The following is a 14,643-nucleotide window of genomic DNA, read 5'->3' on the forward strand; positions in this document are numbered from 1 at the left end:
CGGCCGCCCCACCGCAATTCCCTGAACTTTTCCGTGCCCGGTCCTGCGCAGTACCGGGCGCGGCCCCTCCACAACGTTGTGAAGCACCACGACCCGAAAGGCGTGCTGATCATGTCAGACATTCTCTGGTTTTCCGAACTTGGCCTCGACGACATCGACCAGGTGGGAGGCAAGAACGCCTCGCTGGGCGAGATGGTCCGGAACCTGGCCGGCGCCGGGGTCCAGGTGCCCGGCGGTTTCGCCACAACAGCTGACGCCTACCGGCGTTTCCTCGCCGAATCGGGCCTGGAAGGGCGCATCGCAGCCCTGCTGGAGGACCTCGACAGCGAGGACGTCACGGCCCTGGCCGAGGCCGGCAAGGCGATCCGCGAGCTGATCGCCGAAACCCCGTTCCAGGCCGGCTTCGAGGACGAGATCCGCTCCGCCTACACGGCCCTGGTGCAGGAGCAGGGCGGCGGGGAAGACCTGTCCTGGGCGGTGCGCTCCAGTGCGACCGCCGAAGACCTTCCGGACGCCTCCTTCGCCGGGCAGCAGGAAACCTTCTTGAACGTGCGCGGCATCGAGAACATCCTGACCGCCATCAAGGACGTCTTCGCTTCGCTCTACAACGACCGTGCCATCGCCTACCGGGTGCACCACGGCTTCACCCACTCCGAGGTCGCCCTCTCGGCCGGCGTGCAGCGGATGGTCCGCTCCGACCTGGGCTCCTCCGGGGTGATGTTCACGATGGACACCGAGTCCGGCTTCACCGACGCCGTGTTCATCACTTCCTCCTACGGCCTCGGCGAGGCTGTGGTGCAGGGGGCCGTGAACCCGGACGAGTTCTACGTCTACAAGCCGGCCCTGGCAGCGGGCCGGCCCGCGATCCTGAAGCGCGGGCTGGGCGAAAAGGCCGTGAAAATGACCTACACCGATTCCGAGACGGTCGGGCGGACCATCGACTTCGAACCCGTGCCCGCGGACCAGCGGCGCCGGTTCAGCCTCAACGACGACGACGTCGAGCAGCTGGCCCGGCACGCCGTCGCCATCGAGGAGCACTACGGCCGTCCGATGGACATCGAATGGGGCAAGGACGGCGTCGACGGCGGCCTGTACATCCTTCAGGCACGGCCGGAAACGGTCCAGTCCCGCCGCACCGCCGGCACCCTCTCGCGCTTCCGGCTGAACGGGAAATCCGCGGTGCTCGTGGAGGGACGCGCCATCGGCCAGCGGATTGGCGCCGGCAAGGTCCGGGTGCTGTCCTCGATCGACCAGATGGCCTCCTTCCAGGCCGGGGACGTGCTGGTCGCCGACATGACGGACCCGGACTGGGAACCGATCATGAAGCGCGCCGCGGCCATTGTCACCAACCGGGGCGGGCGGACCTGCCACGCGGCGATCATCGCCCGCGAACTCGGGATCCCCGCCGTCGTCGGCACCGGGACCGCGAGCACGGCCCTGGCCGACGGGACGCCTGTCACCGTGTCCTGTGCCGAGGGGGAAACCGGGTTCATCTACGAGGGCATCCTGGACTTCACCCACGAGGAAACCTCCCTGGATGAGATGCCCGAGGTCCCGACGAAGATCATGATGAACGTCGGCACCCCCGACCAGGCTTTCACCTTCGCGCAGCTGCCCAACCACGGAATCGGGCTCGCCCGGCTGGAATTCATCATCAACCGCCAGATCGGCGTCCACCCCAAGGCGCTGCTGGCCCTGGAAAGCGGGGGCAACGGACGGCCCGCGAACCTCTCGGACTACGTGGCCAACCAGATCCGCGAGAAGATCTCCGCCTACGCCGGGCCGCGCGACTACTACGTCAAGCGGCTTTCCGAGGGCATCGCGACCCTCGCGGCCGCCTTCGCGCCGAAACCGGTGATCGTGCGGATGTCCGACTTCAAGTCCAACGAGTACGCCAATCTGCTCGGCGGCAGCGCCTTCGAACCCGACGAAGAGAACCCGATGATCGGCTTCCGCGGCGCCAGCCGCTACGTCGCCCCCGCCTTCCGGGACGCCTTCGACCTCGAATGCGAAGCCATCCGGCACGCCCGCGACACCATGGGCCTGACCAACCTCAAACTCATGATCCCGTTCGTCCGGACGGTGGCCGAGGCCGAGGCCGTCATCGGGCTGCTCGCCGACAACGGGCTGGAACGCGGCACCAACGGCCTGGAAATCATCATGATGTGCGAGCTTCCCGTCAACGCCCTGCTCGCGGACGAGTTCCTGGACCACTTCGACGGCTTCTCCATCGGCTCCAACGACCTCACCCAGCTCACCCTGGGCCTGGACCGCGACTCCGCCCTCGTGGCCGCCGCGTTCGATGAACGCAACGACGCCGTCAAGAAGCTGCTCAGCATGGCCATCAGCGCATGCAACAACCGCGGCAAATACGTCGGGATCTGCGGCCAAGGCCCCAGCGACCACCCGGACCTCGCCGAATGGCTCGTCGACCAGGGCATCAGCTCCGTCTCCCTCAACCCCGACACCGTCACCGACACCTGGCTGCGTCTGGCCAACACCTCCCCCGCCGGCTCATGACCGGCACGGCGCGGCGCCGGGTCTACTTCCTCTCCGACGGGACCGGCATCACCGCGGAAACGCTCGGCAACACGCTGCTCACCCAGTTCCCGGACCAAGACGTGGAACGGACCACCATCCCGTTCATCGCCTCCGCGGACCAGGCCCGGGAGATTGTCGCCGGCATCGACGGCACCGACAGTCCGGACGGCCCCGGCGGGGAGGGGGAACCTGTGCCGCTGATCTTCTCGACAGCGGTCAGCCCCGGGATCCGCGACGTGCTCGCCGGCAGCCGGGCGCATCTGGTGGACCTGCTGGGGACCCACATCGGCCAGCTCGAGCAGGCGTTCGGCAAGGCGGCCAGCGGCGAGCCGGGCCGGGCGCACGGTGTCGGCAATGCCGCGCGCTACCAGTCGCGCATGACCGCCGTCGAGTACGCCTTCGAGCACGACGACGGCCAGTCGATCCGCGCGCTGGAGCTGGCCGAGCTGATCCTGATCGCCCCGTCCCGGTGCGGCAAGACTCCAACGACCATGTATTTGGCGCTGCAGCACGGCATCCTGGCCGCGAACTTCCCGCTCGTGGAGGAGGATTTCCAGCGCGGACGGCTCCCGGCACCGCTGGAGCCGTTCATTGCCAAGTGTTTCGGGCTGACGTCCAATGCGCTGCGGCTGAGCCAGATCCGCAACGAACGCCGCCCGGAATCCGAGTACGCGTCGCTGCGGCAGTGCGGCTACGAGCTGCGGAGCGCCCAGGAGATGTACGTGGCCAACGGGATCCCGTTCGTGAACTCGGCGAGCATGTCGGTCGAGGAGATCTCGGCCACGATCCTGCAGCGAATGCGGCTGCACCACTAGGCGCCGTCTCAGCCGGGGAAGACCTCCGCCAGCGACTCCGCCACGGACTCGTTGTCCTCGTTGAGCACCACGCGGACGGCGAGCCGCTCGCCGTTGAGGAAGCGCGGCAGCCAGTGTTCGGCGTCCTGCCACATGCCGTCCAGCGGCAGGTCGTCCACCTCGTACCACTGCGGGACCAGTTCGTCGCTTTCCTCCGGTTCGCCCTGCCACCGGTCGGCGATGAACACTGCGGCGTCCATGTTCCACTGCGGCTTGGCGGGGAAGATGAAGGAGATTGTCCCGGCGAGGTCCGCGTCCTCGGCGGCCAGCACGATCCCGGCCTCTTCCTCGACTTCCCTGCAGGCGGCCTGCAGGGACGTCTCCCCCGCTTCGACATGGCCGCCCAGGCCGACGATCTTGCCCAGGCCGAAGCCCGTCTTCTTGCGGCCCAGCAGGACCTGGCGCACCCCGAGGCCAGTGGTGCGGACAAGAAAGCAGAGGGTCACGGCGGCGGGGGTCATGGGCCCAGCATAGCGAAGCACGCCGGCGGCTCACTGTCATATGACCCGGTGCCTCTTTCCGGGCCTGTCCGAGGGCGCGGGTTGTCTACCCGAGAGCGCGCGGGTGCGCCGCCGCGTAGACCTCGCGCAGCGTGTCGGCGGTGACGAGCGTGTACACCTGCGTCGTCGTCACGGACGCGTGCCCGAGCAGTTCCTGGACCACTCGCACGTCGGCCCCGCCCTCGAGCAGATGGGTGGCGAAGGAGTGCCGGAGGGTGTGCGGGGAGACGTCCTTGGTGATGTTGGCCTTTTCGGCGGCGGCCTTGAGGATGGTCCACGCGCTTTGCCGGCTCAGCCTGCCGCCCCGCGCGTTCAGGAACAGCGCCGGGGTGCCTTTGCCCTTCACAGCCAGCGCAGGCCGGCCGCGCACCAGGTAATCGTCGACGGCGCGCGCGCCGTAGGAGCCCAGCGGCACCAGCCGCTCCTTGGATCCCTTGCCGAAGAGCCGGACGACGGCGGGCCCGTCGGAGGACTGCCCGGCCGCGACGTCGTCGATGTCCAGCCCCACCGCCTCGCTGATCCGGGCACCCGTGGAGTACAGGAACTCAAGCAGCGCACGGTCCCGCAGGCCGGTGGGCGTGTCGGTGCCGGCAGCTTCGAGGATGCGTGTCACCTCGTCCACCGAAATGGCCTTAGGGAGCCGCTTGCCGGCCATCGGCGGGTGCACGTCGCTGGCCGGGTCGGCCGCTGTCACGCCTTCCAGCGCCCAGAACTTGTGCAGGCCCCGCACGGCGACGACCGTGCGGGCAGCCGAGCGGACTCCCAGCGCGGCCGCGCCGTCGGAGCCGTCGGCAAGCGCCTGCGCGAACGCGGTCACGTCGTGCCGGGTGACGGCGGTCGGTTCCGTGACGCCGCGGGCCGCGAGGAACCGCTCATACCGTGACAGGTCGCGCCGGTAGGCGGCGAGCGTGTTCGCGGCGAGACCGCGCTCGACCCGCATGTGCTGCAGGTACTCCGTGACCGCGCGGGTCAGCACCGAGGGCGCGGACGCGCCGGGAGCCGAGACCGCTGCGGCCGTGCTCATTGCCCGCGCTGCCCCGGGTGCGCGGACCACTCGGCGTCGGCGGGCCGCAGGGACGCGAAGCCCTCCGCCCGGGCGGCCTGCAGGGCCAGGACCCCGACCACGGCGGACGGGTTGTGCAGCCGGCCGTCGAGCACCGCGCGGACCGCTTCTTCCAGCGGCACCCACCGGTGCTCGATTTCGGCCTCCTCTTCGGTGCGCTCGTGGCGCTCCGCCTCCGGCACCTCGCTCAGTCCCCGGGCCAGGTAGATGCGGATGGCTTCGCTGGAGGAACCGGGGGAATTGAAAAGGTCCGCGAGCACGTTCCACTGCTCCGCGACGAGGTCGGCTTCCTCCGCCAGTTCCCGCGCCGCCCCGGCGACGAAGTCCTCGCCCTCAACGTCGAGCAGGCCGGCAGGGATCTCCCAGAGCGTCATCTGGACCGGGTGGCGGTACTGCTTGAGCAGCAGCACCTCCCCCGCCTCGTTCAGCGGCAGCACCGCGACGGCGCCGGGGTGCCCGATGTAATCGCGGGTCAGCCGGTCGCCGCCGTCGGAGAGCTCGAACGTGTCGCTGACCACGTCCCAGATCCGCCCGTTGTACACGCGCTCGGAGGACAGGACGCGCCGCGGGCTGGGCTCGTCGGCGATCCGCTGGTCAGCGCCCACGGCTCAGACCTCGAGCAGGCGGGTCGAGCGCTGGCGCGCCAGGGCGGCCTCGACCAGGCCCGCGAAGAGCGGGTGCGGCCGGGTCGGGCGGGAACTCAGCTCGGGGTGCGCCTGGGTGGAGACGTAATAGGGGTGAACCTTGCGGGGCAGCTCCACGTACTCGACCAGCGTGCCGTCCGGGGACGTTCCCGAGAACACCAGGCCGGCGTCGGAGAGCTGCTGGCGGTACTTGTTGTTGACCTCGTAGCGGTGCCGGTGGCGTTCGCTGACCTTGGTGGTTCCGTACGTCTCGGCGACGACGGAGCCTTCCTCCAGGACGGCGTCCCACAGGCCCAGGCGCATGGTGCCGCCCATGTCGCCTTCGCCGGCCACGATGTCGACCTGCTCCTCCATGGTGGCGATCACCGGGTGCTCGCAGTCCGGCTCGAACTCGCTCGAGGACGCGCCTTCCAGCCCTGCTTCGTTGCGCGCGTATTCGATCACCATGCACTGCAGGCCCAGGCAGAGGCCCAGCGCGGGGAGCTGGTTTTCGCGGGCGAACTTCAGGGCGCCGAGCTTGCCTTCCAGGCCGCGGATGCCGAAGCCGCCGGGCACGCAGATCGCGTCCACGCCGTCGAGGGCGCGGGCTGCACCTTCCGGCGTCGCGCAGTCGTCCGAGGGCACCCAGCGGATCTTCACCCGGGCGGTGTTCGCGAAGCCGCCGGCGCGCAGTGCTTCGGTGACGGAGAGGTAGGCGTCCGGCAGGTCGATGTACTTGCCGACCAGGGCGACCTCCACATGGTGTGCCGGGTTGTGCACGGCCTCGAGGAGCTTGTCCCACTTAGTCCAGTCGACGTCGCGGAACGGCAGGTCCAGCGCCCGGACGATGTAGGAGTCCAGGCCCTGCCCGTGCAGGGTCTTGGGGATGTCATAGATGCTCGGGGCGTCGGCGGCGTTGACCACCGCGTCGACGTCGACGTCGCACATCCGGCCGATCTTCTCGCGCATCGCATCCGGGACCTCGCGGTCGGAGCGGATCACGATGGCGTCCGGCTGGATGCCGATGGAACGCAGGGCAGCCACGGAGTGCTGCGTCGGCTTGGTTTTGAGTTCCTGCGACGGGCCGATGTAGGGCACGAGCGAGACGTGCAGGAAGAAGACGTTGTTCCGGCCGATGTCCTGGCGGACCTGGCGTGCGGATTCGAGGAAGGGCTGGGACTCGATGTCGCCGACCGTGCCGCCGATCTCGGTGATGATGACGTCCGGAGCTTTGGTGCCCTGGGCTGGCAGGCGCATCCGGTTCTTGATTTCGTCCGTGATGTGCGGGATGACCTGGACCGTGTCGCCGAGGTATTCGCCGCGGCGTTCCTTGGCGATGACGGTGGAGTACACCTGGCCGGTCGTGACGTTCGCGGAGCCGTCGAGGCTTTCGTCGAGGAACCGCTCGTAATGGCCGATGTCCAGGTCGGTTTCGGTGCCGTCGTCCGTGACGAAGACCTCACCGTGCTGGAAGGGGTTCATCGTGCCGGGGTCGACGTTCAGGTAGGGGTCAAGCTTCTGCATCGTGACCGACAGGCCCCGTGCGCGGAGCAGGTGGCCGAGGCTGGAAGCCGTCAGGCCCTTACCCAAAGAGGACGCCACACCGCCGGTGACGAAGATGTGTTTCGTCGTACTGGACGACGCTGGAAACCGGGAATTTGATCGCTGCACCACGGAGTTCGAGCCTATCACCAATCTGCCCTTCCCGCGCCAGCATCCCCCGCCGAGCGGCCAGTCGTGGCGGGCTCGGCGCGCGGAAGGCCGCCGTTGCCGGCCGTTCGCGCGGCAAGGGTTGCGGGGCGGTCAGCCGGCGGCGGGGAGCCGCGCGTCGTCGAGCAGTTCCTGGGCGTGTGCCTGCGCCGTCGCGGAGTCCTCCTGGCCGGCGAGCATCCGCGCCAGCTCCTTGACCCGTTCAGCCTCGTCGAGCAGCTGGACATCGCTGCTGGTGAACCCGCTGCCGCCGGAGCTGCCGGAGGTTTTGGTCACGCGGATGTGCTGGCTGGCGAACGCCGCAACCTGCGGCAGGTGCGTGACCACCAGGACCTGCACGTGCTGGGCTAACATCGCCAGGCGCCGCCCGATTTCCACCGCGGCGCGGCCGCCGACGCCGGCGTCGACCTCGTCGAACACGAAGGTGGGCACCGGGTCCACCGCCGCGAGCACGACCTCGATCGCCAGCATCACCCGGGACAGCTCGCCGCCCGAGGCCCCCTTGCCCAGCGGCCGGGCGGGAGCGCCGGCGTGCGGCTTGAGCAGCAGGGAAATTTCGTCCGCGCCGTGCGGTCCCAGCTGCTCCGCCGGCTCCACGAGGACAACGAGTTCCGCGTCCTTCATGGCGAGGGCCTTCAGCTCGGTGCTGACGCGCTTGGCCAGGTCCGCTCCGGCGCGTGAGCGCAGTGCCGTGACCTTGTCCGCCAGGGCCTTGAGGGTTTCCTCGGCGGAGGCCACTTCGCCCTCGAGCGCCTCGATCCGCGGGCCGTCGTCCTGCAGCTCGGCCAGCCGGGTGCGGCTCGTGCCGGCCCAGTCGAGGACCTCGTCGATCGTGGGCGCGTATTTGCGCAAAAGCTTCGCCAGCTCGGCGCGCCGCGCCTCCACCTCGGCCAGCCGCTCCGGGCCCTCGGCGTCGAGGGAGGAGGAATAGCTGGCCAGTTCGGACGCGATATCCGCCAGCACGTAGCCGACCTCCGCAAGCCTGCCCGCGGCCCCGGCCAGCGCGGCGTCGTGTTCGCCGGCCTGCTCAAGGGCCCGTTTGGCGGCGTCGACCATCGAGGTCGCGTCCCCCGCATCGGCGAAGTCCTCGGCGATGAGCGCCTCATGGGCCTGCTGCGCGGCGACCCGGAGCTGCTCCACGTTGGCCAGCTTCATGGCTTCCACCCGCAGCGCCTCGTCCTCGCCCGGCTGCGGATCCAGCTCGTCGATCTCCGCCAGCGCGGTCTCCAGCGACTCCGCCTCGCGCAGCCTCTCCCGGGACTCGGTCTTCAGGGTTTCCAGCTCAGCACGCGCGTCCTGCCACCGCCGGTACAGCTGTTGGTACTCGGTGAGCGTGCGGGCCAGCTTGGCCCCGGCGAACCGGTCCAGCGCCTCGCGCTGGGCGGCGGCGCTGCGCAGGCGGATCTGGTCCGACTGCCCGTGCACCACCACCAGGCTGCCGCCGATCTCGCCCAGGGTTCCCACCGGCGCGCTGCGACCGCCCACGAAGGCGCGGCTGCGGCCGTCGGACTGCACGCTGCGGCCCAGCAGCAGCTCAACCCCGCCGTCGAACTCCTCCACGTCCCCGCCGGCGTCGCGGGCGCGTTCGACGGCGGTGTGCCCGGGCTCGAGCCGGACCACGGCTTCGGCGGAGGCAGCCTTCGCTCCGGCGCGGACCGCGCCGGCGTCGGACCGGGCGCCGAGCAGCAGGCCGACGGCGGTGACCACCATGGTCTTGCCGGCGCCGGTCTCGCCGGTCACCACGCTCAGGCCGGGTCCGAGGGAAAGGGTGGCGTCGGTGATGACGCCCAGGTCCCGGATGCGGAGTTCTTCGATCATGAGTGCTCCTCCCCTGCCTGGGTCACGGGGCCGCGCCAGCCCTGGATCGGCAGTTCGAACTTGCGGACCAGCCTGCCGGAAAACGGCGTCTGGTGGGTGCGGGCGAGCCGCACCGGGGTCGCCGAGCGTGTCACCTCGACCCGCGAGCCCGGCGGCAGCTCCACCGTGCGGCGCCCGTCGCACCACAGCACGCCGTGCGCGTCGGTGCGGGTCAGCACCTCGACGGCGAGCTTGGACCGCGGAGACACCACCAGGGGCTTGGCGAAGAGGGCGTGGGCGCTGATCGGCACCATCAGCAGCGCCTCGACGTCGGGCCAAACGACCGGGCCGCCGGCTGAGAAGGCGTACGCCGTGGACCCGGTCGGCGTCGCCATGACCACGCCGTCGCAACCGAAGGAGCTCAGCGGCCGCTCGTCCACCTCAAGCACCACCTCAAGCATCCTGTCCCGGTTGCTCTTCTCCACCGCCGCCTCGTTCAGCGCCCAGGTGTGAGCGACCTTGTGTCCGCGCACCCAGACGGTGACGTCGATGGTGAGGCGCTCCTCGACGGTGTATTCCTTCCGCGCCACCCATTCGACGGTCTGCGCCAGGTCCGCCCGCTCGGCCTCGGCGAGGAACCCGATATGCCCCAGGTTCACGCCCAGCAGCGGGACGTCGACGTGCCGGACGAGCTCAGCCGCCCGCAGGATGGTGCCGTCACCGCCGAGCACCATGACCAGTTCGACGTCCTGGAGCTGGATGTCGTCATGCAGGACCTCGGTGGGTACCTCGGTGCCCCCGCGCAGCCGGTTCAGGTCATCCAGTTCGGACTGGGTCATCACCGGCACCAGGCCGGAGGCGTGCAGCTGGCTGCAGGCCTGCAGGGCAGCCTTCATCGAATCCTCGCGGCCGGTGTGGGCGAGGACCAGAATGCGCCTGCTCATGTAGTGCTGCTTTCTGTCGGCTGACGAATGTCTGAGGGCCACAGCGATGCCAGCAACTGCTCGACGGCGGCATCCCGTCCTTCGATCCTAGAGTCCGCTTCGGTCTCCGGACGCGCGGCCCACAGGAAGAACTCAACGTTTCCATCCTGCCCGGGAAGCGGACTGGCCGCCAATCCGCGCAGCCGCAGCCCGGCGTCGACGGCGGACCGGGCGACCTGGCGGACTGCGCGGCGCCGCTCGGCCTCCGAGGTGACGACGCCGGTGCGGCTGAGCCGTTCCCGGCCGACCTCGAACTGCGGTTTCACCATCAGCAGCAGGTCCCCGCCGGGGGCCGTGGCGGCCGCAAGCGGTGCCGTCACCAGGGTCAGGGAGATGAAGGAGAGGTCCGAGACCGTGAGCTCAGCGGGGCCGCCGATGTCCTCCGCCGCCATATAGCGGACGTTCATGCCCTCGTGGACGACGACGCGGGGATCCGCACGCAGCTCGGGAACCAGCTGGCCGTGGCCGACGTCGACGGCGACGACTTCCCGTGCGCCGCGGCGCAGCAGCACGTCGGTGAAGCCGCCTGTGGAAGCACCGGCATCCAGGCAGCGCCTGCCCTCAACGGCGACCGCGGGAAACGCGTCCAGGGCGCCGGCCAGCTTGTGCCCCGCCCGGCTCACATAGGACGGTCCGCCGGGGTCCAGCACCTCGAGGGCCCGGTCCTCGGCGACCTGGGCGGAGGGTTTGGCCAGCACCGAGCCGCCGCTGCTCACCAGTCCCTGCGCAACGAGCTTCGCGGCGTGCGTGCGCGAGCGTGCCAGACCGCGGCGCACGAGCTCCTGGTCAAGCCGGCCCATTGTCACCCGGCGGAACCGGTGTCGGAATCGAGCTCGGCGAAGAGATCGTCGTGGACGCTGCCGTAGAGCGCCTCATGCTCCGACACGGGCAAGGTTCCGAGGCCGTCCAGGCGCGCCAGCACGGCGTCCACCGCGGGGTCCGTCGTCGGCTCCGGCGCGGCGGGCCAGGGTAGCCTCGCGTCGCCCGGATCAGCGGGCACGGCGGGGATCGGACCAGCGGCTGCGTTCATGATCCCAGTCTATCGAGCGCGTCCCGGGCTCCTGCTCAGCCGGTGAATGCGATCTCCGGCGCCACATGGCGGCGCGTATCCCGGTGGTGGGACCACCACGCGGCGCAGGCCGCCCGCCACGCGTTGATGTCATCATCACTGCCGCCGACCTTGAGCCCGTCCCCGGACACCTCCGCCGACGCCTCGCCGCAGCGGACGACGCCGTCGTCGTGGACAACCTCGGGGTAGGGCTCGAAGAGGGCCCCCAGGTCCTTCAGCAGGAAGGCAGGGCGCTGGGGCGTCGGTGCGGCCAGGATGGTGCGGAAGGTGTCGACGCCGGTGAGCACGACGGCGGTCGCCATGCCGGCGTTGTTGCCGCCGAGCACGTCGGTGTCCAGCCTGTCCCCCACCACCAGCGGCCTGGCGGATCCGAGCCGCCGGGCTGCCGTGTGGAACAACGGCGCTTCCGGCTTCCCGGCCACAAGCGGGGACTTGCCGGTCGCGGCGCGCACCGCGGCCACCAGGGTTCCGTTCCCCGGAGCGAAGCCGCGGGCCTGCGGGATGGACATGTCGGTGTTGGTGGCAACCCAGAAGGCACCCCCGGCGACGGCGTAGCTCGCCTCAGCCAGATCCCGCCAGCCCAGACCCGGGTCGAAGCCCTGCACCACGGCGTCCGGGGTGCCGTCCTCCGCCGTGACCGGCGTGAGTCCGACGAGCGAGACCTCGTGTGCCAGCGCTTTGCTGCCCGTGATGAGCACCCGGGCGCCCGGCTTGAGGTGTTCGGCGAGGAGCGCGGCCCCGGCCTGCGCCGAGCTGACCACCTGCTCGTCCTCGGCGGGGGCGCCGAGGTCGCGCAGATGGGCGGCGACGGCGGCAGGGCTGCGGGACGCGTTGTTCGTCACGTAGCCCAGGGCGACGTCGAATTCGGCGAGCCTGCGCAGCACTTCCACCGCGCCGGGGATGGCGTGCGGACCCGCGTAGACGACGCCGTCCAGATCCGACAGGACGGCGTCGAAACGCGTGATCAGCGGTGCGTCAGTCATCGCCGTGCCGGGTCGGGGCAACCTCGCCGGGCTCGGTGAAGATCGCGTCCATGGACGCCGGACGGGCGGTGTCCTGTTCCGGCTGCTCCCGAGGAGCTTCGGAAGGGCCGGCCGCGTCGTCCGCGGGCTCCTGCCCGGCGGGCGCCGGCACAGTTTCCTGCGCTGCGTCCGTGGGAAGAGCCTCGGGCGCAGAGTCAGCAGGCTCGGCGTCGGCCGGCGCGGTGTCGGCTGGCTCGGTGTCGGCTGGCGCGGCGTCGGCTGGCTCGGTGTCGGCTGGCTTCTCGTCAGCAGGCTCGGCGTCGGCCGGCTGGCGGCGAGGTGCCGTTTCGGGCTCCTCTTCGTCGCCGACAAGATCGATGATCTCCGGTTCGGCGAAGTCGCCCACGCCAAGGGCGTTCTCCGCGACAACCGCCTGGCGGCTCCAGCGCTCGGCCTCGTCGGCGCGTCCGGCGGCCTCAAGCGCCGCGGCGTAGGCGCGGAACAGCCGCGGGCTGTAGCTGAAGGCCCGGTTGATGTCGAGCTGCGGGATCTCCAGTTCGGCCACTGCGGCCTGGACGTCGCCAAGGTCCGAGCGGGCGCCGGAAGCGACCATGGCAAGCTCAACCTTGCCGGTGGCGTCGAGGTCCTGCGCATCCTCGGAGCGCGCCAGATCGAGTGCACGGTCCGGGCGTCCCAGGCCACGCTCGCAGTCCGCCATTACCGGCAGGTGCAGGTTCGAGCCACTGATCCGGCGGAAGGTCCGGAACTCCCGCAGCGCTTCGCCGTAGTGGCCGGCAGCGTAGGCCGTCAGGCCCACAGCCTCGCGCACGGCAGCCATCCGACCACCCCGACGGCTCGCCGCCAGGGCGTGCTGGAACGCCAGCTCCGGTTCGTCGTCGATCAAGCGCCCGGCCATGACGAGGTGCTTGGACACCCACTCCGCGTTCTTGGACTCCAAGGTCCGCAGCTGAGCCTTGGTCACTCGGTCAAGCTCGCTGCCGGTCACGTCCTCGTCGATCTCGGGAGACCGCTCGCGGTCGGGACGGTTGCTGCTGCGCAGGTCCCGTGCGTTATGGGTCGGAGCGGGCCTCTGCTCGTCGCGGTTGGCCCAGCCGTTCTCCGCCCGCTCATCCCGCCGGCGGTCCTCCCGCGGACGGTCGCTGCCGCGGAATCCCCGGTCCTGCCGAGGTCCACGGTCCTCACGGGGGCCACGGTCTTCACGGGGCCCACGGTCTTCACGGGGTCCACCGTCTTCACGGGGTCCACCGAACCGCGGGCGCTCGGGCCCGCGGTCACGGTCACCGAAGGGACGACGCTCATCACGCTGCGGACGATCACCGTAAGGCTTGCGATCACGGTCACCAAAGGGACGACGCTCATCACGCTGCGGACGATCACCGTAAGGCTTGCGATCACGGTCACCAAAGGGACGACGCTCATCACGCTGCGGACGATCACCGTAAGGCCGGCGGTCGCCCTCGCGGGCCGGCCCGCGGTTGCCCTCGTACGGCGGGCGCCCCTCACGGCGAGGCTGGCTGCGGTCTCCGAAGCCACGATCCTCGCGCGGCCGGAAGTCACGGTCACGGTCACCGTAGGGCTTGCGATCACGCTCACCGAAGGGACGACGCTCATCCCGCTGCGGGCGGTCGCCGTAAGGCCGGCGGTCGCCCTCGCGGGCCGGCCCGCGGTTGCCCTCGTACGGCGGGCGCCCCTCACGGCGAGGCTGGCTGCGGTCTCCGAAGCCACGATCCTCGCGCGGCCGGAAGTCACGGTCACGGTCACCGAACGGCTTACGATCCCGGTCAGGTCGTGCAGAGGAGCGAGGCGCTCCGCCCCGCTCTGACCCGCCCGGGCGGCCAAAGCCGCGGTCGGATCCGGAGCCACGACGGAACCCTCCGCGGTCGTTGTCCCGGCGGTCCTCGCCGAAGGAGCGGTCGGAACCACCTTCGCGTTGCGGGCGGCCCTGACCTTCGTCCCGCGAACGGAACCCGCGCGGGTTGCCGCCGGAGTTGTTGGTGCGGCGGTACGCTCCGCCGGACGGGCCGCTGTCGCGTCCTCCGCGTCCGCGGTCTCCGCGATCGCCGTTGGTCTGTTCAGCCATGCCGGACTCCTCTGCTTATGAGCTGACTAACCGGCACAGTACAAGCCGCTCTTCCTGGTCAAACTCTTCTGTATCCTGCCGAACGATGCGCGCCGGCGGAACCAATTCATTCTAGTCGAGATTGGAGCTCGCTTCCGGCGCCCCGACAGCGCCCCGAGTACCACCCCCAGGGCTCGCGGGTGTGCGGGTGGTGAGGGTTCCGCCCGTGGGGTGGGGTCGCCGGCTGCAAAGCCGGGGGTGCCACGGGGTGGTGTGGTGGGTGTGGTGTTTTAAGTGGGTGAGGGCCCCGCACCTGGTGGTGCGGGGCCCTCATTCTAAGTGTGGTCCGGCGGTGTCCTACTCTCCCACACCCTCGCGAGTGCAGTACCATCGGCGCTGTGGGCCTTAGCTTCCGGGTTCGGAATGGGACCGGGCGTTTCCCCCACGCTATGACCGCCGTA

General features: G+C 70.3%; 13 protein-coding genes and 1 rRNA gene. 3 read left to right on the top strand and 11 right to left on the bottom strand.

Going from position 1 to position 14,643, the window contains the following annotated elements:
* Positions 1 to 111: 111 nt before the first annotated feature.
* Both ppsA and KIH31_RS06275 read left to right on the top strand, forming a co-directional pair.
* Positions 112 to 2,520 (top strand): phosphoenolpyruvate synthase, encoded by a 2,409-nt coding sequence (ppsA, locus tag KIH31_RS06270; protein WP_214426200.1) that lies wholly within the window; start codon positions 112 to 114, stop codon positions 2,518 to 2,520.
* Positions 2,517 to 3,356 carry a pyruvate, water dikinase regulatory protein gene (locus tag KIH31_RS06275; protein ID WP_214426201.1) on the top strand — a complete coding sequence of 280 codons (840 nt, stop codon included), beginning with the start codon at positions 2,517 to 2,519 and terminating at the stop codon, positions 3,354 to 3,356. Before ppsA ends, KIH31_RS06275 begins: the two co-directional genes overlap by 4 nt.
* Positions 3,357 to 3,364: 8 nt before the next feature.
* Here KIH31_RS06275 and KIH31_RS06280 read toward each other — a convergent pair whose 3' ends face one another.
* The 10 genes from KIH31_RS06280 to KIH31_RS06325 all read right to left on the bottom strand — a co-directional run bounded on the left by KIH31_RS06280 (position 3,365) and on the right by KIH31_RS06325 (position 13,084).
* Complete coding sequence (locus KIH31_RS06280; RefSeq protein WP_214426202.1) at positions 3,365 to 3,856, bottom strand: 8-oxo-dGTP diphosphatase; 492 nt, start codon at positions 3,854 to 3,856, stop codon at positions 3,365 to 3,367.
* Between the two features lie 85 nt (positions 3,857 to 3,941).
* Positions 3,942 to 4,919 (bottom strand): site-specific tyrosine recombinase XerD, encoded by a 978-nt coding sequence (gene xerD / locus KIH31_RS06285; RefSeq protein ID WP_214426203.1) that lies wholly within the window; start codon positions 4,917 to 4,919, stop codon positions 3,942 to 3,944.
* Positions 4,916 to 5,563, bottom strand: coding sequence for an NUDIX hydrolase (locus KIH31_RS06290; protein WP_307857560.1), 648 nt, complete (start codon positions 5,561 to 5,563; stop codon positions 4,916 to 4,918). Before KIH31_RS06290 ends, xerD begins: the two co-directional genes overlap by 4 nt.
* Positions 5,564 to 5,566: 3 nt before the next feature.
* The gene (locus KIH31_RS06295) at positions 5,567 to 7,273 is read right to left on the bottom strand and encodes a CTP synthase (protein ID WP_214426204.1); all 1,707 of its coding nucleotides are present in this window, start codon (positions 7,271 to 7,273) and stop codon (positions 5,567 to 5,569) included.
* A gap of 111 nt (positions 7,274 to 7,384) precedes the next feature.
* The gene (gene recN, locus KIH31_RS06300; RefSeq protein WP_214426205.1) at positions 7,385 to 9,109 is read right to left on the bottom strand and encodes a DNA repair protein RecN; all 1,725 of its coding nucleotides are present in this window, start codon (positions 9,107 to 9,109) and stop codon (positions 7,385 to 7,387) included.
* Positions 9,106 to 10,032 (bottom strand): NAD kinase, encoded by a 927-nt coding sequence (locus tag KIH31_RS06305; RefSeq protein WP_214426206.1) that lies wholly within the window; start codon positions 10,030 to 10,032, stop codon positions 9,106 to 9,108. Before KIH31_RS06305 ends, recN begins: the two co-directional genes overlap by 4 nt.
* The gene (locus KIH31_RS06310) at positions 10,029 to 10,871 is read right to left on the bottom strand and encodes a TlyA family RNA methyltransferase (RefSeq protein WP_214426207.1); all 843 of its coding nucleotides are present in this window, start codon (positions 10,869 to 10,871) and stop codon (positions 10,029 to 10,031) included. The genes KIH31_RS06305 and KIH31_RS06310 overlap by 4 nt, the downstream gene beginning before the upstream one ends.
* Before the next feature lie 2 nt (positions 10,872 to 10,873).
* On the bottom strand, positions 10,874 to 11,101 hold the full coding sequence (locus KIH31_RS06315) for a hypothetical protein (protein ID WP_214426208.1): 228 nt from the start codon (positions 11,099 to 11,101) through the stop codon (positions 10,874 to 10,876).
* A 35-nt stretch (positions 11,102 to 11,136) separates the two neighbouring features.
* A complete protein-coding gene (locus KIH31_RS06320) occupies positions 11,137 to 12,123 on the bottom strand; it encodes an HAD-IIA family hydrolase (RefSeq protein WP_214426209.1) in 987 nt (328 codons plus the stop codon).
* Positions 12,116 to 13,084 carry a hypothetical protein gene (locus KIH31_RS06325; protein WP_307857561.1) on the bottom strand — a complete coding sequence of 323 codons (969 nt, stop codon included), beginning with the start codon at positions 13,082 to 13,084 and terminating at the stop codon, positions 12,116 to 12,118. The genes KIH31_RS06320 and KIH31_RS06325 overlap by 8 nt, the downstream gene beginning before the upstream one ends.
* A 90-nt stretch (positions 13,085 to 13,174) precedes the next feature.
* On the opposite strand from KIH31_RS06325, the gene KIH31_RS06330 reads away from it, so the two are divergent.
* A complete protein-coding gene (locus tag KIH31_RS06330; protein WP_214426210.1) occupies positions 13,175 to 13,945 on the top strand; it encodes a hypothetical protein in 771 nt (256 codons plus the stop codon).
* Between the two features lie 581 nt (positions 13,946 to 14,526).
* Here the strand turns inward: KIH31_RS06330 and rrf are convergent.
* A 5S ribosomal RNA gene (gene rrf, locus KIH31_RS06335) occupies positions 14,527 to 14,643 on the bottom strand.

It is taken from the genome of Paenarthrobacter sp. DKR-5 (assembly GCF_018531425.1).
GTDB lineage: Bacteria > Actinomycetota > Actinomycetes > Actinomycetales > Micrococcaceae > DKR-5.